Source organism: Luteibacter sp. SVR4-7G (assembly GCF_056755555.1).
The window spans coordinates 25,185-47,919 of the sequence record NZ_JBPGXO010000013.1; the positions used below are offsets into that span (position 1 = coordinate 25,185).

The 22,735-nt window shown below is 64.3% G+C and carries 21 protein-coding genes and 3 tRNA genes; 15 read left to right on the plus strand and 9 right to left on the minus strand.

From position 1 onward, the window contains the following. Nucleotides 1-63 precede the first annotated feature (63 nt). Complete coding sequence (mnmA, locus tag ACR9ZH_RS06995) at nucleotides 64-1,158, minus strand: tRNA 2-thiouridine(34) synthase MnmA (RefSeq protein WP_481290041.1); 1,095 nt, start codon at nucleotides 1,156-1,158, stop codon at nucleotides 64-66. Next, nucleotides 1,155-1,643 carry an NUDIX hydrolase gene (locus tag ACR9ZH_RS07000; protein ID WP_481290042.1) on the minus strand — a complete coding sequence of 163 codons (489 nt, stop codon included), beginning with the start codon at nucleotides 1,641-1,643 and terminating at the stop codon, nucleotides 1,155-1,157. The genes mnmA and ACR9ZH_RS07000 overlap by 4 nt, the downstream gene beginning before the upstream one ends. Nucleotides 1,644-1,764: 121 nt before the next feature. Here ACR9ZH_RS07000 and clpS point away from each other — a divergent pair, with 121 nt between their 5' ends. Beyond that, nucleotides 1,765-2,097: an ATP-dependent Clp protease adapter ClpS gene (clpS, locus tag ACR9ZH_RS07005; RefSeq protein WP_481290043.1), complete on the plus strand. Its 333-nt coding sequence runs from the start codon at nucleotides 1,765-1,767 to the stop codon at nucleotides 2,095-2,097. 78 nt (nucleotides 2,098-2,175) lie between these two features. After that, the gene (gene clpA / locus ACR9ZH_RS07010) at nucleotides 2,176-4,440 is read left to right on the plus strand and encodes an ATP-dependent Clp protease ATP-binding subunit ClpA (RefSeq protein WP_481290044.1); all 2,265 of its coding nucleotides are present in this window, start codon (nucleotides 2,176-2,178) and stop codon (nucleotides 4,438-4,440) included. Nucleotides 4,441-4,603: 163 nt separating this feature from the next. Here the strand turns inward: clpA and infA are convergent, their stop codons facing one another. Further along, on the minus strand, nucleotides 4,604-4,822 hold the full coding sequence (gene infA, locus ACR9ZH_RS07015; RefSeq protein ID WP_019466733.1) for a translation initiation factor IF-1: 219 nt from the start codon (nucleotides 4,820-4,822) through the stop codon (nucleotides 4,604-4,606). Nucleotides 4,823-4,881: 59 nt separating this feature from the next. Continuing rightward, nucleotides 4,882-5,157, minus strand: coding sequence for a polyhydroxyalkanoic acid system family protein (locus ACR9ZH_RS07020; protein WP_481290045.1), 276 nt, complete (start codon nucleotides 5,155-5,157; stop codon nucleotides 4,882-4,884). A 127-nt stretch (nucleotides 5,158-5,284) separates the two neighbouring features. On the opposite strand from ACR9ZH_RS07020, the gene ACR9ZH_RS07025 reads away from it, so the two are divergent. The 11 genes from ACR9ZH_RS07025 (at nucleotide 5,285) to ACR9ZH_RS07075 (ending at nucleotide 14,765) form a co-directional block, all read left to right on the plus strand. Beyond that, on the plus strand, nucleotides 5,285-6,052 hold the full coding sequence (locus ACR9ZH_RS07025) for an FHA domain-containing protein (protein ID WP_481290046.1): 768 nt from the start codon (nucleotides 5,285-5,287) through the stop codon (nucleotides 6,050-6,052). 103 nt (nucleotides 6,053-6,155) lie between these two features. Further along, a complete protein-coding gene (serC, locus tag ACR9ZH_RS07030; protein WP_481290047.1) occupies nucleotides 6,156-7,241 on the plus strand; it encodes a 3-phosphoserine/phosphohydroxythreonine transaminase in 1,086 nt (361 codons plus the stop codon). 79 nt (nucleotides 7,242-7,320) lie between these two features. Continuing rightward, nucleotides 7,321-8,421 carry a prephenate dehydratase gene (gene pheA / locus ACR9ZH_RS07035; protein WP_481290048.1) on the plus strand — a complete coding sequence of 367 codons (1,101 nt, stop codon included), beginning with the start codon at nucleotides 7,321-7,323 and terminating at the stop codon, nucleotides 8,419-8,421. After that, nucleotides 8,418-9,530, plus strand: a complete 1,113-nt coding sequence (hisC, locus tag ACR9ZH_RS07040; RefSeq protein WP_481290049.1) for a histidinol-phosphate transaminase — start codon at nucleotides 8,418-8,420, stop codon at nucleotides 9,528-9,530. Before pheA ends, hisC begins: the two co-directional genes overlap by 4 nt. Then, on the plus strand, nucleotides 9,527-10,831 hold the full coding sequence (aroA, locus tag ACR9ZH_RS07045) for a 3-phosphoshikimate 1-carboxyvinyltransferase (protein ID WP_481290050.1): 1,305 nt from the start codon (nucleotides 9,527-9,529) through the stop codon (nucleotides 10,829-10,831). Before hisC ends, aroA begins: the two co-directional genes overlap by 4 nt. Before the next feature lie 38 nt (nucleotides 10,832-10,869). Continuing rightward, complete coding sequence (gene kdsB, locus ACR9ZH_RS07050; protein WP_481290051.1) at nucleotides 10,870-11,649, plus strand: 3-deoxy-manno-octulosonate cytidylyltransferase; 780 nt, start codon at nucleotides 10,870-10,872, stop codon at nucleotides 11,647-11,649. 222 nt (nucleotides 11,650-11,871) lie between these two features. Next, entirely contained in the window at nucleotides 11,872-13,698 is a 1,827-nt protein-coding gene (gene uvrC / locus ACR9ZH_RS07055) for an excinuclease ABC subunit UvrC (protein WP_481290052.1), read from the plus strand. Nucleotides 13,699-13,747: 49 nt separating this feature from the next. Continuing rightward, entirely contained in the window at nucleotides 13,748-14,362 is a 615-nt protein-coding gene (gene pgsA, locus ACR9ZH_RS07060; protein ID WP_481290053.1) for a CDP-diacylglycerol--glycerol-3-phosphate 3-phosphatidyltransferase, read from the plus strand. Nucleotides 14,363-14,400: 38 nt separating this feature from the next. Further along, nucleotides 14,401-14,476, plus strand: a tRNA-Gly gene (locus tag ACR9ZH_RS07065). Nucleotides 14,477-14,556: 80 nt separating this feature from the next. Then, nucleotides 14,557-14,630 (plus strand) — tRNA-Cys (locus ACR9ZH_RS07070). A gap of 48 nt (nucleotides 14,631-14,678) precedes the next feature. Beyond that, nucleotides 14,679-14,765: transfer RNA gene (locus tag ACR9ZH_RS07075), tRNA-Leu, on the plus strand. Between the two features lie 939 nt (nucleotides 14,766-15,704). Here the strand turns inward: ACR9ZH_RS07075 and ACR9ZH_RS07080 are convergent. The 4 genes from ACR9ZH_RS07080 to ACR9ZH_RS07095 all read right to left on the minus strand — a co-directional run bounded on the left by ACR9ZH_RS07080 (nucleotide 15,705) and on the right by ACR9ZH_RS07095 (nucleotide 17,808). After that, nucleotides 15,705-16,013 carry a hypothetical protein gene (locus tag ACR9ZH_RS07080; protein ID WP_481290054.1) on the minus strand — a complete coding sequence of 103 codons (309 nt, stop codon included), beginning with the start codon at nucleotides 16,011-16,013 and terminating at the stop codon, nucleotides 15,705-15,707. A 70-nt stretch (nucleotides 16,014-16,083) separates the two neighbouring features. Next, the gene (locus tag ACR9ZH_RS07085) at nucleotides 16,084-16,413 is read right to left on the minus strand and encodes a hypothetical protein (RefSeq protein ID WP_481290055.1); all 330 of its coding nucleotides are present in this window, start codon (nucleotides 16,411-16,413) and stop codon (nucleotides 16,084-16,086) included. 15 nt (nucleotides 16,414-16,428) lie between these two features. Beyond that, nucleotides 16,429-17,454, minus strand: coding sequence for a hypothetical protein (locus ACR9ZH_RS07090; protein WP_481290056.1), 1,026 nt, complete (start codon nucleotides 17,452-17,454; stop codon nucleotides 16,429-16,431). Between the two features lie 15 nt (nucleotides 17,455-17,469). Then, nucleotides 17,470-17,808 (minus strand): hypothetical protein, encoded by a 339-nt coding sequence (locus tag ACR9ZH_RS07095; RefSeq protein ID WP_481290057.1) that lies wholly within the window; start codon nucleotides 17,806-17,808, stop codon nucleotides 17,470-17,472. A 222-nt stretch (nucleotides 17,809-18,030) separates the two neighbouring features. Between ACR9ZH_RS07095 and ACR9ZH_RS07100 the strand changes: the two genes are divergently transcribed. Both ACR9ZH_RS07100 and ACR9ZH_RS07105 read left to right on the plus strand, forming a co-directional pair. Further along, entirely contained in the window at nucleotides 18,031-18,672 is a 642-nt protein-coding gene (locus ACR9ZH_RS07100; RefSeq protein WP_481290058.1) for an outer membrane beta-barrel protein, read from the plus strand. Nucleotides 18,673-19,144: 472 nt separating this feature from the next. Further along, entirely contained in the window at nucleotides 19,145-19,528 is a 384-nt protein-coding gene (locus ACR9ZH_RS07105) for a hypothetical protein (RefSeq protein ID WP_481290059.1), read from the plus strand. Nucleotides 19,529-19,677: 149 nt separating this feature from the next. Here ACR9ZH_RS07105 and ACR9ZH_RS07110 read toward each other — a convergent pair whose 3' ends face one another. Further along, nucleotides 19,678-22,722, minus strand: coding sequence for a TonB-dependent receptor (locus ACR9ZH_RS07110; RefSeq protein ID WP_481290060.1), 3,045 nt, complete (start codon nucleotides 22,720-22,722; stop codon nucleotides 19,678-19,680). Nucleotides 22,723-22,735: the final 13 nt, after the last annotated feature.

Here is a 22,735-nt window from a genome sequence, read left to right on the forward strand (position 1 = left end):
TCGCGAAAGCGATGAAGACTGGCGCGAAAAGCCGTCGCGCGCGGGGCGCGCTCCTACGGGAGGTCATGTCAGGCCGCCGTAAGGCGCGTCGGTGGCTGCGATCACCGCGCCGCCGAGGCAAGCCTCACCATCGTACAGAACCACCGACTGGCCAGGTGTGACCGCGCGCTGCGGTTCGTCGAAGACGACGTGCAGGCGATCGGCGCGAACCTCGACCGTGCAGTCCTGGTCGGACTGCCGATAGCGCGTCTTGGCCGTGCAGCGGAAATGGACCGCAGGCGGCTCGCCGGCGACCCAGGTCGCATCGGTGGCTTCCAGCCGGGTCGACTGCAGCCAACGGTTCTCGCCGCCCTGGGCGACGATCAGCGTGTTCCGGGCGACATCCTTGCCCACCACGTACCAGGGCTCGTTCGGTGCGTCGGCGCGGCCGCCGATGCCCAGGCCGTTGCGCTGGCCCAGGGTGTAATACATCACCCCCTGGTGTTCGCCGATATGACGCCCGTCGGGATCGACCATTGCGCCCGGCTTCGCCGGGAGATACTGCGCGAGGAACGCACGGAAATCGCGTTCACCGATGAAGCAGATGCCGGTGGAGTCCTTCTTCGCGTGCGTGGGCAGGGCGGCTTCGCGCGCCATCTCGCGTACGCGCGGCTTTTCGATCTCGCCCACGGGGAACAGCGTGGCGGACAGTGCCTCCTGGCCCAGGGCGTGGAGGAAGTAGCTCTGGTCCTTCGCCGCGTCGACGGCACGAAGCAGGCGATAGCGTCCGTCGCGGACGTCCACCCGGGCGTAATGGCCCGTCGCGATCTTTTCCGCGCCGAGAGCCCTGGCATGCTCGAGGAAGGTCTTGAACTTGATCTCGCGATTGCAGAGCACGTCAGGGTTCGGCGTGCGCCCTGCCGCGTACTCGGCGAGGAAATAGGCAAATACGCCGTCCCAGTACTCGCCCGCAAAATTTCGCGAATGGAAAGGAATGCCCAGGCGTCCGCACACGGCGACGGCGTCCTTGCGGTCCTCGTCGGTGGTGCAGGGGCCGGAACGGTCGTCTTCTTCCCAGTTCTGCATGAACATGCCCTCGACCTTGTGCCCGGCCTGCTGGAGCAGGAGGGCCGCGACCGAGGAGTCGACGCCGCCGGACACGCCGAGGATCACCTTCACGGAGTTGCGCCCGAAAGCAGGCTGGAGACCGTATCCAGCGGAAGGCGGCGGCCGTCGAGCCAGGCGTCGATGCTGTCCAGGACGAGCGGCGTACGCAGGCGCTCGGCGAGCGCCTCGATTTCATCGCGGCGCAGCCAGAGGGCCCGGTGGATGCCTTCGTCCAGGGGCCGCGAGGCCTCGTGTGAGAGCACATGTCCGGCAAAACCGAAGCGAAGCACCTGTTCCCCATGCTCGGGACTGGTCCACTGCCAGACGCCGAGGAAGGCATCGAGGGCGATGTGGTAGCCGGTTTCTTCCAGGGTCTCGCGTACCGCCGCGGCCTGCAGGGTCTCGTCCGGGTCGAGATGTCCTGCGGGCTGGTTGTAGGCCAGCCGGCCCAGGGCTTCTTCCTCGACGATGAGGAAGCGGTCTTCGCGCGCGACGACACAGGCCACGGTGACCCGTGGGCACCACACGCTTCCGTTGGAGGGGGATGTCTGCGGCATCGGCTTAAGGAGATAGGGGGCTCTGGAAAACGGCCTATTGTGCCATCACCTGTGGGAATCGACCCGGAAGTGGGCCGGATTCCGGTGTATAAACGAATCGCGTATCGAAGGTTCCGAATTAATGTCCCAAGAACACGAACACGATCAGGAAAGTGAGCGCGGGCACGGTCTCGCCATCGAGACTTCCCGGCCGGAAACGGCACGGCCGCCGTTGTTCCAGGTCGTCCTGCTGAACGACGATTTCACGCCGATGGACTTCGTGATTGAGGTATTGCGCAGTTTCTTCGGCATGGACCAGGAGCGGGCGGTGCAGGTGATGCTTCATGTTCACACACGAGGGAAGGGCGTCTGCGGCGTATTCACCCGGGAAGTGGCAGAAACCAAGGTGACGCAGGTCAACGAGTACTCACGGTCTCATCAGCATCCGCTCTTGTGCACTATGGAAAAGATGTAGCCGATCCCCCATCTGGAGTTCATGCGGCATTGACAAGGGGCTGGTCCCCGCCGCCCACAGCTATCGGAGACGGTCCGTATGTTCAGCAAGGATCTAGAAGTCACCATCGGGCACTGCTACAAGCAGGCCCGCGAGCAGCGCCACGAATTCATGACCGTGGAACACCTGCTGCTCGCGCTCACGGAGAACACCTCCGCACTGGCCGCCCTGCGTGCCTGCGGGGTCGACCTGCCGCGCCTCGCGGCCGACCTGCAGCGGATCATCGCCGAGACGGTGCCGGTGCTCCCCGCCGGCGACGAGCGCGATACCCAGCCGACCCTCGGCTTCCAGCGCGTGCTCCAGCGCGCCGTGTACCACGTGCAGTCGTCGGGCCGTAAGGAAGTCACCGGCGCCAACGTGCTCGTGGCCATTTTCGGCGAGAAGGACTCCCATGCGGTGTACTTCCTGCACCAGCAGGAGATCACCCGCCTCGACGTCGTCAATTACATCTCGCACGGCATCGCCAAGATCGGCGACGAATCCGCGGCAGCCGCCCCGAGCGCCGAGCGCGATGGTGAGGAAGGTGAGGGCAAGGGCAATCCGCTCAGCGAATACGCCTCGAACCTGAACGAACTGGCCATCCAGGGCAAGATCGACCCCCTGATCGGCCGCCAGGACGAGGTGGAGCGCACCATCCAGGTGCTCTGCCGCCGCCGCAAGAACAACCCGCTGTACGTGGGTGAGGCGGGCGTGGGCAAGACGGCGCTGGCCGAAGGCCTCGCCAAGCGCATCGTGGAAGGCCAGGTGCCGGAAGTGCTGGAAGACTGCACGATCTGGTCGCTCGACCTCGGCGCGCTGGTGGCGGGCACCAAGTACCGCGGCGACTTCGAGAAACGCCTGAAGGCGGTCATCGCCCAGCTCAAGAAGCAGCCGAGCGCCATCCTGTTCATTGACGAGATCCACACCATCATCGGTGCGGGTTCGGCGTCGGGCGGCACCATGGACGCGTCGAACCTGATCAAGCCCATGCTGGCCTCGGGCGAGCTGCGCTGCATCGGTTCCACCACGTTCCAGGAGTTCCGCGGCGTGTTCGAGAAGGACCGCGCCCTGGCCCGCCGCTTCCAGAAGATCGACGTGGTCGAGCCCACCGTGGCCGACTCCATCGAGATCCTGCGCGGCCTGAAGAGCCGTTTCGAGGAGCACCACTCGGTGGAATACACCGGGGAAGCGCTGCGTGCGGCGGTGGACCTCTCGGTCAAGCACATCCCCGACCGCCTGCTGCCGGACAAGGCCATCGACGTGATCGACGAAGCCGGTGCCCGCCAGCGCCTGCTGCCGGAAGACGAGCGGACCGGGACGGTGGACGTGCCCGAGATCGAGTACATCGTCGCCAAGATGGCGCGGATCCCGGCCAAGCAGGTCTCGGCGTCGGATCGTGACGTGCTGCGTAACCTCGAGCGCAACCTGAAGATGGTCGTGTTCGGCCAGGATGCGGCGATCGAGGCCTTGGCCTCGTCGATCAAGATGGCCCGTTCGGGCCTGGGCGATCCGTCCAAGCCGATCGGCAGCTTCCTGCTCGCCGGCCCCACCGGTGTCGGCAAGACGGAGGTCACCCGCCAGCTCGCCATGCAGCTGGGCATCGAGATGGTCCGCTTCGACATGTCCGAGTACATGGAAGCGCATTCGGTCTCGCGCCTGGTCGGCGCGCCTCCGGGCTACGTCGGCTTCGACCAGGGTGGCCTGCTCACCGAGCAGATCACCAAGCATCCGCATTGCGTGCTGCTGCTGGACGAAATCGAGAAGGCCCACCCGGACGTCTACAACATCCTGCTCCAGGTCATGGACCGGGGTGTGCTGACGGATACGAACGGCCGCGAGGCGAATTTCAAGAACGTGATCATCGTCATGACCACGAATGCCGGCGCGCAGCTGGCGTCGCGGCGCGGGATCGGCTTCGTGAAGCAGAACCATTCGCTGGACGCGATGGAAACCATCCGCCGCATGTTCACGCCGGAGTTCCGCAACCGTCTCGACGCGATCATCCAGTTCAACGCCCTGGACTTCGACCACATCCTGCGCGTGGTCGACAAGTTCCTGATCGAGCTGGAAACCCAGCTGGCGGAGAAGAAGGTGAGCGTGGACGTGACGCCGGACGCCCGCCGCTGGCTGGCGGAGCACGGATTCGATCCGCAGATGGGAGCCCGCCCGATGGCCCGCGTGATCCAGGACAAGGTGAAGCGCGCGCTGGCCGACGAACTGCTGTTCGGTAAGCTGGCCGACGGCGGCAAGGTCACGCTCTCGGTCGAGGGCGACGAGTTGCACGTGGAAACGGAGTCGGCCGTGCCGGCGACAGCTGAGGCGTAAACCTCAGCCCAGTGTGGGAGCCGGCTATGCCGGCGATCCCGCGGTAGCGGGCAATCTCGCCGCGAGTACCATCGCCGCTGAAGCGGCTGCCACAAAGCAAAAAAAGCCGCGGCGTGAGCCGCGGCTTTTTTTTTCGTTCCAGGCGAAGTCGGCGCGGTGCGCCTTACTTCATGCGGTACGTGATACGCCCCTTGGTCAGGTCGTAAGGGGTCATTTCGACCTTCACCTTATCGCCCGTGAGGATGCGGATGTAATGCTTGCGCATGCGGCCGGAGATGTGGGCGGTAATGACGTGCCCGTTCTCGAGCTGCACGCGGAACATGGTGTTGGGCAGGGTCTCCTGGACCGTACCTTCCATTTCGATGACGTCGTCTTTTGCCATGTGTCCCGGGTCGGCAGACGGCCGGAATGGCCGCATAAGTCCCTTAGTATGCCATAGGATCAGCCGAACTGCTCGTCCAGCTTCTTCCGGATCTCGTCCTCGATGGTGCCGCGCAGGGGCGAAAGGAGCATGCCCAGTTCCGCGGTGACGTGCACGTCGCTGGCGGAGACGGCGATCGCTCCCTTCACGCCGGAGCGGGCGAAGGTGAGGGTGTCGCCTTGCCAGGTGCCTTCCGTGCCGAACTTCTCGCGCATGCGCGCGGCCACCTTCTCGACGACGGCACGGGCGTTCTCCACCGTGGTTCCGTGGGGGCGGCGGATGTCGATCTTCGCCATGGATGGCTCCTTGCTTCCGGAAACGGCGGAGTCTAACAGGGCCCGTCATCGCGCGGCGTCGACACCTTTGCGTTCAAATAGATACCTCACTCTGCTAAAGTCGCGTCGTCAACGTCCCGGTCCCTTCATGCGTATCGAATTCGTCAGCTCGGCTCGCGGTGATTTCCACTGGTCACGGCCCATGCTCACGATCGGCCGGGCGGAGGACAACGACCTCGTCGTGTCCGAAGCCCAGGTGGCCGCCCGCCACGTCACCATCCACCGCGACCGGCGCGGGCTGGTGCTCGAAGTCGCGCCCGCTACGGGTCGCGTCTACGTCAATGCGCGACCCGTGCGAGAGCGTGCTCTGCTGCGTCCGGGCGACAGCCTCTCGCTAGGCGACTGCCGGATGCTCGTGCGGGACGACACCGACCTCGATGCGCGTGAGGTCGTGGCACCCACCGAATCGCGTTGCACGGTCGCGTTACGGCCGGTGGCAGGACCTCTCTCCGGTCGCGTGGTCGCCGTGGGCGATCGCCTTGAACTCGGTTCGACCCATGGCGCGCTGCCCCTCGAACTCCCCGGTAACGACGCCGCGCTGCTCACCCTGGCGTGGGACGACGGGGAGCTGGTGCTCGACGCCTCCCGCGTGCCGGCGCGCCATGCCGTCCGCGTCAATGGCGTGAAGGTGATGCGCGCCTCGCTGCAGCCCGGTGACCAGATCGGCATCGCGGCGCACCGGTTAGTCCTGGAAGGGCCCGGCTGGAGGGCCGAGCCGGTGCTGGCCATGCCGGAACCCGAGCCCGAGCCGGCGCCGGTCGAAGCCGAAGCGCCGCGCGGCGATGTCTGGTGGCTGATCCTGACGGCCGCGCTGCTGGCGCTTGGTATCGCCGCGGTCTTGTTCATTCAGTTCTGACGAACCACATCGGCGATCGCCTGCAAAACGCCCTGGACGGAGCCCGCTTGCCGCCCTGTGCGTGCGGGCATAATGCGTCCTCCTTCCCGATGGCGAGAACGAAGTGAGCAGAGCGTGGAATTTCAGCGCCGGTCCCGCGGCGCTACCGGAAGCGGTCCTGAGGCGCGCTCAGTCGGACATGCTCGACTGGAACGGCAGCGGCGCCTCGGTGATGGAGCTGTCCCATCGCGGCAAGCGCTTCATGGAACTGGCCGCGGCGACCGAGCACCGGCTGCGCGGCCTGCTGAACATTCCCGCGAATTACAAGGTGTTGTTCCTGCAAGGCGGGGCGACCCAGCATTTCGCGCAGATTCCGATGAACCTCGCGCCGGAAGGCGGCACAGCCGACTACATCGTCACCGGCGTCTTCAGCAAGAAGGCGGCAAGCGAAGCGGCCTTCCACGTCGACGCGCGCATAGCGGCCAGTTCCGAATCCACCGACTTCCTCTCGCTCCCGCCACGCGCAACATGGCGGCTCAGTCAGGCGGCGTCATACGTTCACTACACGCCGAACGAGACCATTCGCGGCCTGGAATTCCACGAGATCCCCGACGTTGGCGACGTGCCGCTCGTGGCGGACATGTCCTCCAACATCCTCGGCGCGCCGCTGGACGTCTCGCGCTTCGGTCTGATCTATGCGGGAGCACAGAAAAACATCGGGCCTTCGGGCCTGGTGCTCATGATCGTGCGCGACGACCTGCTGGCGCGTCCGCCGCGGCCGATCGCCCGAATCCTCCGCTACGCCGAGCAGGCGGCGAACGACTCGATGCTCAACACGCCGAATACCTGGGGCTGGTACCTCGCCGGCCTCACCTTCGAATGGATCGAGCAAGAGGGTGGCCTCGACGCGATGGGCGAGCGCAACGCGCGCAAGTCCGCCATGGTCTACGACACCATCGACGGCTCCGACGGTTTCTATCGAAACGATGTGGAGCGTGGCGCGCGCTCACGCATGAATGCGTCGTTCGTCTTGCACGATAACGCGCTGGACAGCGTGTTCCTGGCCGAATCCGAGGCCGCCGGGTTCATTGGTCTGAAGGGGCACAAGGCCGTGGGAGGCATGCGCGCCTCGCTCTACAACGCCGTGTCGCAAGCCGCGGTGGATGCGCTCGTGCAATTCATGCGGGACTTTGCAGCGCGGCACGGTTAAAGTCGGAAGTCGCCGCGATGCAGCATGCTTCGCCGGCCCCGACTGTTTCACCTGCAACCACTTAGCCGCCTGGACGTCCATGAGCAAGACCCCCGCCGATAAACAAGCCACGCTCGCCGAGGCGCGTACGCGCATCGACAGCATCGACCAGCAACTGCAATCGCTCATCAGCGAGCGCGCCCGTTGGGCGCAGCAGGTCGGCCGGGCCAAGGGCCCGTTGAAGGCGGCGGTGGAATATTACCGGCCCGAACGGGAAGCCCAGGTCCTTCGCGGCGTCATCGATCGCAACGACGGCCCGCTGCCGAACGCGGAGCTGGTTCGCCTGTTTCGCGAGATCATGTCGTCCTGCCTGTCGCAGCAGCAGCCGCTGAAGATCGGCTTCCTCGGTCCCGAGGGTACTTTCAGCGAGCAGGCCGTGCGCAAGCATTTCGGCCACGCCGCCTACGGCCTGCCGCTGGGCAGCATCGAGGAGGTGTTCCAGGAAGTCGCCGCGGGCAATGCGGACTTCGGCGTCGTGCCGGTCGAGAATTCAGGACAGGGCATGATCCAGATGACGCTGGACATGTTCCTCGTGTCGAAGGCCACCATCTGCGGCGAAGTGGAGCTGCGCGTCCACCAGAACCTGCTCTCGCTCAGCGGGGAGCTGAAGGACGTGAAGCGCGTCTACTCGCATCCGCAGTCGTTGCAGCAATGCCAGGGCTGGCTGCGCGTCAATCTGCCGCACGCCGAACGCGTGCCGGTGTCGAGCAATGCCGAAGCGGCACGCACCGCGCGCCTCTCCCCGGAATCCGCCGCGATCGCCGGCGAGACGGCGGGGCGGGTCTACGGCCTGAGGACCGTGGCCGGACCCATCGAGGACCGCTCGGACAACACCACGCGCTTCCTGGTGATCGGCCGCTCGATCTTCCCGGCCTCGGGTAATGACCGCACCTCGCTGCTGGTGTCGGTGCGCGACAAGCCGGGTGCGTTGTTCGACGTGCTCAAGCCGTTGGCCGAACATGGCATCAGCATGAACCGTATCGAGTCCCGCCCGGCACACACGGGGAAGTGGCAGTACGCGTTCTTCATCGACGTGTCCGGCCATGTGGACGATCCGGCCGTGCAGGCCGCGCTCGAAGAAATGAAACCCGCCGCCGCCGATGTACGCGTGCTCGGCTCTTACCCTGTCGCCTTGCCATGACCTCACCATTCGATGCAGCCGCGTTCGCCAACCGGGCGACGTCGGCACTCCGTGCCTACGATCCAGGCCACGACCTTCCCGCACTGCGCCTGCGATTCGGCGCCGCGATTTCCGAGCTGGGCTCCAACGAGAATCCGTTGGGCCCGAGTCCGCATGCGATGCGCGCGGCAACGCGCGCGCTCGAGGACATCTGGCGTTATCCGGATCCGCTCGGCGCGTCGCTGAAGCGCAAGCTGTCTGACGAGCAGGGCGTGCCCGTGTCGGGCATCACGCTCGGCAACGGCTCGCACGAGCTGCTGATGCTTCTGGCACAGTGCTTCGCCGACGCGGAGCATCCGGTGGTGCACTCGCAGTTCGGGTTTGCCGTGTTTCCGATCGCCGCCGCGGCGGCGGGCGCCCCGTCGGTCGCCGTGCCGGCGCTTCCCGCGGATCATCCCGAGGCGCCCTATGGGCACGACCTGGAGGCGATCGCCGCCGCCGTCACCGCGGACACGCGCCTGGTCTACCTCGCCAATCCGAACAATCCCACCGGCACGTGGTTCGGCGACGCGGCGCTGGAATCCTTTCTCGGCAAGATCCCCGCGCAGACCCTGGTGGTCGTGGACGAGGCGTACCACGAGTACGTCGATGCGCAAGGCCTCAGCACCGCCGCCCACCTTCTCGGGCGTTTCCCGAACCTCATCGTCACCCGCACGTTTTCCAAGGCGTATGCCCTGGCCGGACTGCGCATCGGTTACATGCTGAGCCATCCTTCCGTGGCCGCCGTGTGCGAGCGCCTGCGCGAGTCGTTCAACGTCAACGCGGTGGCGCTTGCGGCGGCGGAAGCGGCGCTGGGCGACCACGAGCATCGCGCTCGCGTGCGCGCCACGAACCATCGCGATCGCGCGTGGCTTGCGGAAGAACTGAGCGCACGCGGTTACCGTGTGCTGCCGTCGCAGACGAATTTCCTGCTCGTCGACCTCGGCCACGATGCGGCATCGTTCGAGGCGCAACTGTTCGAGCGCGGGGTGATCGTGCGGCCGATGACCGGCTACCGGCTGCCGCATACCGTGCGCGTGAGCATCGGCAGCCGCGCGGAACTGGAACGCCTGCTCGAGAACCTGCCATGAGCCGCGTCGACTGGATCAGCCGCGCGGGCGGCCCGCTGCGCGGAGAGGTCATCGTGCCGGGCGACAAGTCCGTGTCGCATCGTGCCCTGATGTTCGGCGCCATCGCCGAAGGCGTGACGCATATCCGCGGTTTTCTCGAAGGCGAGGACACGCGGGCCACGGCGGCGATCCTGGGCAAGCTCGGCGTGCGATTCGACACGCCGTCGGAGGGCGAGCGCGTCGTGCACGGCGTCGGCCTGCACGGGCTTCGCGGCAGCTCCGGGGAGCTGGACTGCGGCAACGCGGGAACGGGCATGCGCCTGCTCGCCGGATTGCTCGCGGGACAGGCGTTCGATTCCACACTGGTGGGCGATGAGTCGTTGTCGCGCCGGCCGATGCGCCGCGTGACCGATCCCCTGGCAACGATGGGCGCGTCGATCGAAACGCGTGACGGCATGCCGCCGCTGCGGATCCATGGCGGCGCCTCGCTGCATGGCGTGACCTACCACCCGCCCGTCGCGAGCGCCCAGATCAAATCGGCCCTGTTGCTGGCCGGCCTCTATGCCAGCGGCGTCACCGAAGTGATCGAGCCGCACCCGACGCGGGACTATACCGAGAGCATGCTGAAAGCCTTCGGCTGGCCGATCGACTACGCCCCGGGGCGTGCGCGCCTGGAGGGCGGTCATACCCTGCGCGCGACGGACGTGGACGTGCCGGCCGACTTCTCGTCCGCGGCGTTCTTCATCGTGGCCGCCTGCATCGTGCCGGGTTCCGAAGTGCGCCTGCGCGCCGTGGGGCTCAACCCGCGGCGCACCGGCCTGCTCGCGGCGCTTCGGCTGATGGGCGCGGATATCGTCGTCGAGAACGAGCGCAGCAGCGGCGGCGAGTCCATCGGCGACCTCCTGGTGCGCCACGCGCCATTGCGTGGCGTGGACCTGCCGTTGGACGTCGTTCCCGACATGATCGACGAGTTCCCCGCGCTGTTCGTCGCCGCCGCCGTGGCCGAAGGCAACACCACCATTCGCGGCGCGGCCGAGCTGCGCGTGAAGGAATCCGATCGCATCGCCAGCATGGCCAACGGGCTGAAGGCCTGCGGGGTCTCGCTCGAGGAGCTTCCCGATGGCGCGATCATCCACGGTGGCCGCATCGCCGGCGGCAGCATCGACAGCCACGGCGACCACCGCATCGCCATGAGCTTCGCGATCGCGGGACTTGTCGCCGCGGCGCCCATCGCCATCGGCGACTGCGCCAATGTGGCGACCTCGTTCCCGGGTTTCATGGAGCTGGCGAACGGCGTGGGCTTCAACCTCCGGGCCGCGTGACGCGCTACGCTTCACGTCCCTATGAGCCGGATGCCGTCATGACCGTGAAGATCCCCCCCTTCGTCGTCGTGGTGCCCGCGCGCTTCGGCTCCACCCGGCTGCCGGGCAAGCCACTGCTGAAGATCGGCGGCGAGTCCTTGATCCGGCGGGTCGCGGCCAGGGCGGGGCAGGCGGGAGCGGCCCAGGTCGTGGTCGCCACCGACGACGAACGGGTGGCCCGCGAACTGCGCGGTCGTGGCGATGTCCTGGTCTGCATGACTCGCGCGGACCACGCCTCGGGCAGCGACCGTATCGCCGAGACGGCGGCCAGCTTCGGATGGCCGGAGGACACCATCGTGGTGAATCTCCAGGGCGACGAGCCCTTTGCCCCGGCGGCGGGTATCCGCGCCGTGGTGGCGACGCTGGCGGGCGACGAGGCGCCCATGGCGACCCTCGCCGCGCCCATCGGGGATGCCGAGGAGCTGTTCGACCCCAACGTGGTCAAGGTCGTGCGGGCAGCTAACGGCCGGGCGCTCTATTTCACCCGCGCGCCCGCGCCCTGGGCCCGGGATGCCTTTGCGGCGAACAGGGGGGCGCTGCCGCCCGAGGTGCCGTTCCTGCGTCATATCGGCATCTACGCCTACCGGGCCGGATTCCTGCGCCGCCTGGCGGCCCTGCCGCAGACCCCGCTGGAGCGGGCGGAGTCGCTGGAGCAGCTGCGGGCGCTGGAGCATGGGTATGCCATCTCCGTGAGCCCGACCCCGGAGCCGTTCCCGCCGGGCATCGATACTCCCGAAGACCTGGCCAGGGCCGAGCGTTGGCTGCTCAGCCAGGCCTGAGCGCCGGTGTAAGGGGTTTCCTGCAATTGACCGAGGGCCTCCCCTACATGCAGCACAGGACTACACCTAGCGCGCCATCCAGGTCTCCGACGTAACCTAACCCCGTCGCCACACTCACCCTAGCAGGACGGCGACGCTCCCAAGGAAGGTCCTCGCCGGCATGGTCCATCCCCATGCCGGCGTTTTCGCGTCCGCCATGCCTCAACGCGGTAAAATGAGGGCATGGAGCACACCGAGTCGCATCCGTTCGACGGCAAGGCCTTCGTCCGCCATCTCACCACATCTCCCGGCGTCTACCGCTACTTCGATGCGGAAGACGAGCTTCTCTACGTCGGCAAGGCAGCCAATCTCAAGAAGCGGGTAGGCAACTACTTCCTGAAGCCGCCGATGGATCCGCGCATCGCCTCGATGGTGTCGCAGATCGCGCGGGCGGAAGTCACGCTCACCCGCACCGCGGGCGAGGCACTGCTGCTCGAATCCCAACTGATCAAGTCGCTCAAGCCGCGATACAACATCGTGCTGCGCGACGATAAGAGCTACCCGTACATCTACCTGTCCGGTGGCGAGGATTATCCGCGCCTGGCCTTTCATCGCGGCGCCAAGACCGGGCCCGGGCGGTACTTCGGCCCCTATCCGAGCACGTTCGCCGTGCGCGAGAGCCTGGGACTGATGCAGAAGCTCTTCAAGGTGCGCCAGTGTGAGGACAGCTACTTCAGGAATCGCTCGCGCCCCTGTCTCCAGCACCAGATCGGCCGTTGCAGCGCGCCCTGCGTGCGCCTGATCGAAGTGGACGACTACAAAAGCGACGTGCGCCACGCCGAGATGTTCCTGGAAGGGCGCAGCAGCGCCGTCATCGACGAACTGGCCGCGTCGATGGAAGCGGCCTCGCGCTCGCTGAACTTCGAGCGCGCGGCGAACCTGCGCGACCAGGTGGCTGCGCTGCGCAAGCTGCAGGCCCAGCACTTCGTGCAGGGCGCCAGTGCGGACATGGACGTGATCGCCTGCTGCATGGAGGGCGGCATGGCCTGCGTGAGCGTGATGTTCTTCCGTAATGGCGTCAGCCTCGGTTCGCGCGACTTCTTCCCCCGGCTGCCGACGGATGCCTCGATCTCGGACGTGCTGTCGCAGTTCATCGCGCAGTACTACCTGGAGCGCCAGGTACCGCGGGAACTCGTGCTGAGCGATCCGGTGGAAGACATGGACGTGCTGGCCTCGGTCCTGTCCGATCATGCGGGCCATACGGTGTCGTTGAAGCCCAGTGTCCGCGGCGAGCGTGCGCGCTTCCTCGAGATGGCCCAGCGCAATGCGAGCGCGGCGCTGACCTCGCGCCTGGCGAGCCGGCACACGCTGCTGGCGCGGTTCGACGATCTGCAGAAGGTGCTGGAACTCGAGACCACGCCGCGGCGCATCGAATGTTTCGACATCAGCCATACGCGGGGCGAGTTGACCGTTGCCTCCTGCGTGGTCTTCGGCCCGGAAGGTCCGGAGAAATCCCACTATCGGCGTTTCAACATCGCAGGCATCACCCCGGGCGACGACTATGCCGCCATGCACCAGGCCCTGACCCGCCGCTTCAAGAAGGTGGTCGAAGGCGGCGTGAAGCCCGACATCCTGCTCATCGACGGTGGCGTCGGCCAGGTGGCCCAGGCCATGGACGTGTTGCGGGAGCTCGGCGTGGAGGAGGGCATCCGCGTGGTAGGCGTCGCCAAGGGGCCTGGCCGCCGTGCGGGCGAGGAAACCCTGGTGCTCGCGGATAGCGGCAAGACCCTGCATCCCGGCACCTCGTCGCCGGCGCTGCACCTCGTGGCAGCGGTGCGCGACGAGGCGCATCGCTTCGCCATCAGCGGGCACCGCCGCCGCCGCGAGGCGGCACGGGAGCGCAGCACGCTCGAGGACGTGGCCGGCGTGGGCGCCCGGCGCCGCGCGGCGCTGCTGAAGGCCTTCGGGGGACTTGCGGGGGTCGAGGCCGCCGGCGTCGAGGAACTGATGAGCGTAAAGGGTATTGATCGCGGTCTTGCGGAACGCATCTATGCCATGCTGCACCCCTGAACGAACGGACGTGGCGCCTGCTGGCACCGCATCCCGCACCGGCTGACTTATGCGAATCAACCTTCCCACGTGGCTGACCTTGTTCCGGGTGCTCCTGCTCCCCGTCATGGTCATCGTCTTCTACCTGCCATTTCGCGGGGCGAACCTGACAGCGGCGCTGGTGTTCGTCCTGGCTGCCGTCACGGACTGGCTCGACGGCTACCTCGCGCGGCGCCTGAACCTCACGTCGGCCTTCGGCGCCTTCCTCGACCCGGTGGCGGACAAGCTCATGGTCGCCGTGACCCTGTTCCTGCTCGTGCAGTCGCACAGGGGAGGGTGGCAGGGCATCCTGATGGCCGTGACGGCCTCGATCATCGTTGGCCGCGAGATCAGCGTGTCGGCACTGCGCGAGTGGATGGCCCAGATCGGTGCCCGCTCCAAGGTGAAGGTGGCCTTCCTCGGCAAGCTCAAGACCGCCACGCAGATGGTGGCGCTGGTGGTGCTCCTGCTCCAGCACGACGCTGAAACCCTGCGGCTGTACCATGTGGGCGAAGCCCTGCTGGTGCTGGCCGGCGTCCTCACCATATGGTCCGGCCTGGACTACTTGCGCGCTGCCTGGCCGAGCCTAAGCGAGGATTCAGAGGAAGTGAAGAAAACTGAAAAAAAGACGGTGCAAAGTGGTTGACACATTCCCGATCTGATCTAAAATGGCCGGACAACGACGCGGGAATAGCTCAGTTGGTAGAGCACGACCTTGCCAAGGTCGGGGTCGCGAGTTCGAGTCTCGTTTCCCGCTCCAAGTCATTCCACAAAGCCTCGGTCCGCCGAGGTTTTGTTTTTTAAGCGCTTCGCGGATACTCTTCGCGCTGCGCAAGCGATGGCCGGGTGGCAGAGTGGTCATGCAGCGGACTGCAAATCCGCGTACGCCGGTTCGATTCCGACCTCGGCCTCCATCGCATTCCAAGGCGCACCCGCCAACGCGGTGCGCCTTTTTTCTTTCCGCCCGGATGGCGAAACCGGTAGACGCAAGGGACTTAAAATCCCTCATCCGAAAGGGTATGTGGGTTCGAGTCCCACTCCGGGCACCATCGCCGTCGCCGCCGGCGTCCTTTCTCAACTACCGAGGGAGCGCTGAGCCCGCCAACTGCCTATTTGCGGCTCACTTGTTCTTTCGCGTCTAACCACGTCGTGACACAGCTATTGCATGTGGGCAACTTTGGGAGTGGGTCACTAGCTACCCATCGCGACTTGGAATTATTGTGGATGCCTCTGGCATCCGGCTTCGACCTCACGCGATTGCCCGCGGCCATCTACGGGCGATTCGGGCACCAGCAATTGCCGGGTTCGGCGGTTCGGCCGTCGTCCCTGTTCATTTCGTGCTGAAGGTTCGCACGGCGCATCGGCCGCACGAAACGGATGAAGTGCTCGAGCGAGTTTCAACGATTCCGATATCTCCGTGGCTCCCTGCGTGAATCTCTCGGATCGCCGCGAATTGGCTGTGCCTTCCCCGTCTGCCATTAGACACCCCTCATGTCCGTTTGTTACAGGTATTGTGACGGATTGAGCATTAGGGTGCCAACATGACTCTTTACATTCGTCATGAAATTGTGATCTAGGCGTGTACCGCTCCACTAGGGCTAGCTGACTTTACGCAGTCGCGCCGCTTCAGCAGATGACAGCAAGCCTTCGTCGAAATGAATGGACCCGGAGAAAAGGTGTCTGGATAGGCGTGCCGAAAGCCATGAACGCTAGAGCGGATGAGCCACGCGGACGCTCCGAACACCACGCGCGTATTGATACCGGTGATCGTGATCTCGCAACTCAGGCTGCGGGTAGGCCCCATAACCATAAGCGAGCAGTCGGGTGATTAATCACAACCGCGAGGGCCCGGATGCGCGCCGACACCCGATGGAAGCCGCGAAGGACGCTAGACGTGACGATGCTGGAGTGGCTGGGAAGGCCGCGAAGGCCTCCGGTCATGCGCCGCTTCCCTGCGGCATGTTGATGTGTCCTGGTTAGACTCGATCTTACTGTCCGGATATCTTGGTCGCGGTGCAGTAGCCCGACGAAGCCATGTCATAGCTGATGTTTACCAGCGCCCCTCGGGCCTGAGCCGATAGCAGGACAGCCATCATCGCTCGAGCGTTGTACTGACCGAGATCGGGAAGGTAGACGACGCCGAATTGGCATGGCTGGGATAGTGCTTCCTTGAACTGAACATATCCGAGCCCCTGTGCGCCGACCGACACAATGCTATGGTTGTACTCATCAGTCGCCGATGCGCCCGTGCACACAGCAATAAGCGCGGAGCAAAGTAGAAGTACGAACTTCCTCATCGGGATCTCCTTTTCTGATCACCGGGATGCCCACAGTGACGGGTTCATGCGGCCATCGCGCATCCTGGCTTCACGGCGTAATGGTGACGGAGTTGGGGGTTTCTGCATTCGCCCACCAGGTTGGGCAGGCGTTCGCGCTGAATACCGAGATTGAGCGACCGGTGGAAATTGCCGTGAGCAAGGTTGCGTACATGACCTTACCTTCCTGCGTTGAAGCGTTGATCACGAAAGCACCATCTTGGCTGCAAGGAGCTTTTATGGGGTGATCGGCGACTGAGAAGATGACGGCCGTACCGTATGCCGTGAGTTTCGTAACGACCCCGCTTCCGTCGCCTGCGGACGCAGTGAATGCTGCTGAAAGTGAGACAAGCGCAGTGGCGGCGAGTGTAAGATTTTTCATGCACTATTTCTCCGGTCAATTTTCGTCGAGAAGGTAGTTGATCGCGGCACTGAGATCGCCCGCTTTACCGCAGAACCACTTTTCGCCCGCCGATACGTCACATTGCTGATTCCTTATCTTCAACCCCTGGTCCCTGTAGGTGGCGCGCAGCGAAGGTATGTCGCGAACCCCCTTGCAAGAGCCAGCGCCAGAGAACCACGCAAAGGGAACGAGCCAGGTCACGCTCGGGTCATTCTCAATGGCATTGAAGTATCGCGCGGTTCCTTCGACGACGACGTTGTCGCAGCCCTGTCTGGCGCCAGGGACCACAATGTACTTCTTGGTCGGGGCTATCGCCTTTAATGCGTTCATGGCTCCTTGCCATTCGCTGTCACTGTAGCCGTAATGATCGAATCCGACCCAGTCAATCAGCTGGATGCCCTGACGCATGTTGTTCTGGAAGTTGTCGGTCATGATCGACGCGATCGGCAATGTCGCGGTTCCGGGACCTTGCCTAATCGCATTCACAGCATTTACCCATGCCGGATTTGCTTGCCCATTGGCATCTGAGAGGCAGTTCCCCGAAGAGTTTGGTTCGTCAACGATATACGTGGCAACGACCGTGCTATGAGCTGGATCGCCAGGAACAAGGTAGCCCTGTGCAACCATCTTCTGGGCAAGACTCGACCAAGCTTGTGCGGCGTTGGGCTCGATGGTCCAGCATCCGTTTTGCTGATGATCGGCATTGAACGTCGTGCGAAAAACAAATGGGAAGGCAGGGACGATGGCATGCACATGGGCTGCCCTGGCTTTCGCCAGCTCACCTAAAACGTAGGCCTCGGAGCCAGCTTTGCCCGCATCGGAAACATCGGCGGTCCAGACCAGGATCGAGTAAAGGTTTACATGGTCCTTGAACTCGGGAAAGCCCGAATTCGCCGGATCGGCAGCTTGGGGGCTCTCGTAGTCGCCTCCGAAATATCCGAAATACTTGTCAGCGGGCTGCGCGTGTGAGGCGAAGGGAATCAGCAGTCCGGCGATTATCGACAGTCGTTTTGATAGCATGACCAGGGCTCCGTGTCAGTTGCGTACGACGATGGTGTCAACGTCTTCGCTGTTGACCCAGCGACCGCACAAGCCAGATCCGAAGACATCAATCGAAACGTTAGATGCCTTGGCGGCGAGGAGTGCTGCATACTGACGCTTGGATGTTTCCGAGTTTTCGTTTGGAAGGACCCAGAGGTTATTGGAGGCTGCGCAAGCGGCTCTGTTACTGATGGTGCCATCCGTTTCGAAGTAAACCAGTCCATCACTTTGACGTACGTAAATGGCCAGAACGTGGCCGTTGACGCTGCCAGCTTGTGCCGGAATCGAGACGGCTACCGTCAAGGCCGCGAGGCCTAGCGCTGCGAGGTTCATGAATTTCCCCCTTGAGGGCCGTGAGAGCCACGGCGTTGGCATCATGCGATCGTCTTGTCTGCGCAGTCTGTAGGCGAATGCCCATTTTGGTGTAAGGGAACTCCTACGCCATCGCCTGCGGACGAAGGCATCGAATCTCCGCCGTCGGCAAGGCTAGAATGCGCTGCCTCCAGGGGCCGCGTCGGCTATCGGGCCGGGCGTCGATTTGGAACAGGGAAATTCATGAAGAAGAAGGCTCTATTGCTCGTAGCCGCGGGTACCGTGGCATTCTCCACCTCGTTCGTCGCGCTCGCCGACAGCCAGGGCGGCTTCGTCCAGGCGGGTGCGGGACATTCGGATAGCGATGCCAGGGGCAGTTCCACGTACGGCGTGCTGGGCGGCTACCGCTGGGCGGTCCGGGCGCCCTTTTACTTCGGTGTGGAGGGCGGTTATGTCAACCTCGATCGCGGAAACTACACGTTCTCCAACACAGTCGCGTTCACCGACTTCGCGGGTTCGCATACGCTGATGAGCCAAAGCCGGATCAGGACGAAAAACGAAGCTCTTCTCCTTGGCGTCAGTGCGAAATGGGAATTGTCCGGGCAGTATTTCATCACCGCTCATGGCGGAATCGCGCGCTATAGAAACGACAACCGCGTGCACTCGAGCGGTAGCCTGGACGGTGCCCCCGCGGAAAGTTCCAGCGGCCACTATCGGTACTACGACACCAACTATTACGCCGGTCTCGGGTTCGGTTACGACTTCAACCCGCAGGTCAGCCTGAGTTTCACCTACGATCACTACGCGCCCAAGTACGAAGCGTACGGCATCAAGGAGACGGTGAAGTTCGACACGTACGGTGCGGCTGTGGAATTCCGCTTCTGATGATTCGCTTTGGGGTGGCCCGAGGGATGCGTGAGGCCACCTCGTCCGTTGATGTAGGGTTTCCCCTACAGAACGAGGGGCGAGCAATTCGTACAATCGCGTCTTCAAAAAAGGGGGAGACCTGGCCAATGGCCAAGACGCGTATTCGACCCGTAAGCAGACTGACTGGCGCCGCCACAGCACTGGCACTGGCGGTCATGACGGTTCCCATTGCGCAAGCAGTTGATGGATCGTCATTTATTTCCCTTGGACTGGGTCGTAGCTCGTTTGAGCGCAACGATCTCCTGAACAACCGGGCGGGCGGCGGGCTGTTCCCACACAGCCTGGGGATCAGTTCCGATCGAAGCGATAGAGCGGCCTCCCTGGCCTTGGGCTATCGCTGGACGCTTTCGCCTGCGGTCCACCTCGGACTTGAGCCGGGTACGCTGACCTCGGCGAGTCAAGCAGTCGCGCCGGAGTATGGGACCCCTATATGGGGCACGACGTTACTGCATATTACAAGCGCAAAGAGTCAGTCAAGGCACCCTTGCTCGGCGCGAACCTTCGCTGGCAGATCGGCCGTGGTTTCTCGCTGATGGCACACGGGGGTATTGCCCGGTATCGCTCGCAGTACACGGTGCACGAGACCGGCGAGGACAACGGTGTTCCTTTCGCGAGCCCCGGTGAGGGACATCGACGGGTGCGCAACGGAGCGTACTGGGGCGTGGCTTTGGGTTACGAAGTCACCCCTCGATTTGAGGTGGCGCTCGCTGCCGACCGGTACCGGCCGGAGGTTGGCGGGGAGTTTCGCGGCCAGCGTTACTCCCAGTCCATCACCGTGAATACGTGGGGCTTGCGGGTGGAGTACCACCGATAACGATTCCAAGTGCCTCAGGGTGGCATTCCGGTCGGCTGGGTATCGATGCGCGAACGCTGGTCAGATGGCTGGCGTTCGCACATCCGTCATCGGATACAGCAACAGCGGGCTCCTCGCCGTGGTTCGAGCACGGAAAGACCAGCCTGGAATCAGAAATCGTAGTTCATTCCAAGCCGCACGTATCGCGGCGGCTCCAGTACCGTCGCCGTGCCATAGAGATCGTCGCGCTGGGACGGGGTGGCGCTGGAGTTGTTCCGTGAGTAGATGGCAAGCGGACGCTGTTCGTCGAAGACGTTGAACACGCTCAGGTCGAAGGACAGGTGGTGGTGTGCGAACTCCGGCGAGTAGTCGAGGTTGAGGTCCACCTGGTGCGTCCACGGCAGGTCGCCTTGTTTGCCGGGCGGGGACGGTTGTCCGTTGCACCAGTGGTACAGGCTGCCGTAGCCGTTCGGGCTGTTGGTCGCCGGATCGTCGGGCGTCGGTCCGTAGAAGCCGAGGCAGTAACGGGGAGCGCCGGAAGCGATCCGCACCACGCCCGAAACCATCCATTCAGGGGAGAACCGGTAGACGCCGTTCAACTTGAGCTGGTGGGTGTGGTTGTTGCTCAGCAGGCCGTTGGCGTGCTCCATGACATAGGCATTGTCCCAGTCCTGGGTGACGCCCACCGAGTCGTCGCCGCGGCTTGCCGTGAGCAGCCCCGACGAGTTGCCGTAGCTTCGCGAGAACACGTAGTCGACCCGGCCACCCCAGGGGCCGTCGGACAGGGGATGCTCGAGGAACATTTCGAGGGCGTAGTAATTCCGCTTGGGTCCTTGTTTGAATCCCCAGTCGGCGTCGCTCATCGGTACATTCACGTATCCGTTCGTGGTCGCGACCTGGAAGTCGTTCGTCTTCCCGGGGTTGAAGATGTAGCAGCCGCCACGGTTCGCGCTGATCTGGTCGTCGGTGAGGCCGTATTGGTTTTCCGCCTTGGCGATGAGCAGGTTCGCGCTGTCGCAGACGTCGTCGGAAATCTGCCGAAGCTTGCGGAAGGTGCCCTTGACCCCGGCGACCCAATGCTCACCCAGCGCCTTCGTGGCACCCAGGATGAATTCGTCCTGGTACTCCGCACCCAGGTTCGTGGAGGCGACCGTCCGTGGATCGGGCGCTGCGCCCGTATGCCCGTTGACGTAAAAGCTGCCGAACTGCGACAGGCCCGTCGGCATGCCATCGGGAGCGATGCCGGTATAGGTGTAATAGCTGCGCTGCCACTGGTAACCCGTGGCGCCGTCATAGGCCGTATTGTTGTTGATGGCCAGATAGTAGCGGCCCAGGTTGCCGAACACCTTGAGGGAGGCGTCGCCGAACACGTCCCAGCTGAAGCCCGCGCGAGGCGACCAGTTATGGTCCTGCGAGGTGAACTTCACGCTGCTGTTGTTGTAGTTGTCGAAGGAATCGTTGCGGATGCCGAGGCTGAGCAGGAAACGGTCGCTGATCTGCCAGTTGTCCTCGAGGTACTGCGCCTTCTCGACGGTCTTCACGCCGGAGGCACCGTTGGTGATTTCGTTGACGACGTAGTAGCCGCGGCCACCGGGCGCACCAATGCCGTTGGCGATGTCGATCGCGCCTGCGCTCTGGCCGTAGGTCCAGGTGGACTGGTTGTTGCCCTGGTCGATGGTCTCGGGCTTGTCGTTGTCCACGCCGAGGTTGAGCGTGTGATCGCCGAGCTTCCATTCCAGGTTCAGCTGCAGGCTGGTGTTCTGCGAGCCCTGGTCGGGCGCGGACAGCGACGAGATCGTTTGCGAGTTGCTGATCGAGCGTCCTCCGTTCAGCAGCGGATCCTGGTCCGTGATGTTTTGCAGGTAGGGCAGGGTCGGGTCGTAGCCCGCGGGTGAGTTGTAGTCATGCAGTCGCATGCGGCCCCAGAGGGCGGTGAAGGTGAGGCCATCGGTGATATAACTCGTGAACTTGCCGATGTAGGCGGTGCCACCCGTCTTCGTAAATACCGATGGGACGGAATGACCATTCGTGCCGAGGTTCGCGTAGGTGAAGTTCTCGTTCTGACCGGAACCGGACTGCTCGCTGTGGATGCCGGTGACTTCGAGGATGTTGTTGTCGGTGATGTTCCAGTTGAGCTTCCCGTACCACTTGGGCGTCTTGTTCTTGTAGTGGAGCCGCGAGGACTGTGCGAAAGGATTCGACGGATCGGCATTCGTCGCGGTGGTATCGCCGCGTGTCGTGTCCTGCTCGGCCGCGGCGAACATGTACAGGCGGTCCGCGATCAGCGGGCCGCCGATGTAGGCGCTATAAGTGGTCGTCCAGCTCTTGTCCTCGTCGCGGTAGTCGTAGAGCTGGCCGGCGAAGCGGTTCTGCGCATAGCGTATGTTGTCCGGCGACGATGCGAGCGAGCGTGGACTCCATTGCGCCTGGAACCCGTAGTGCCACGTATTCGTCCCGCTCTTTCCCACCTGGTTGATGACGCCACCGTCCGAGCGCCCGTATTTGGCGCTGTACCCTCCGGTCAGCACCTCCTGCTGGTCGATGGCGCCGTAGGGCAATTGCAGGGCGCCTTCGCCCTTGTAGGGGTCGGTCGTATTGAATCCATTGATGTAGTACGCGTTCTCCGCGCCGCTTGAACCGCCAAAGGACACCAGGTTGCCTCCACCGCCTATACGGCTGGCGTACAAGGCACCTGAAGTAGCCGTCCCGGGCGCGAGCAATGCGATGTCCTCGGCCGTCCTGGCGAGAGGCAGTTGCCGCAGTTGTTCAGCGGAAATCACGGTGCGCGAATCGACCGTCGTGACGTCGATGGCGGGCTGGGCAGTTGCCGATACGGTCACGCCACCCAGGTTCGTGGCAGTAGCCGATGCCGGCGCGGCGCCCGTGAAATCGATCTGCGCGGCGCCACCGACGCGGAGCGCGACGTTCTCGCGCGTCGAAACGAGGGTGCCGTTACGAAAAAGGCTGACGGCGTAGGTACCGACGGGCAGCGAGCCCGCCTGGTAGTGGCCGCTCCGGTCCACCGCCACCTCGCGACGTATGCCGTTGGATCCTTCCACGCGAACCGTGTCGCCCGTGCTGTCCCCGGCGATCGTCCCGAAGACCGAGCCTGTCGTCGACTGCGCGGCGGCGGCGCCCGCCAGTGCGAGGCCCATACTTAGAACGAGGAGCTTCAACGTGGCGCTGCGGGGAGCGGTTCGCATGGTGTCGGTCATCGTCACATACCTT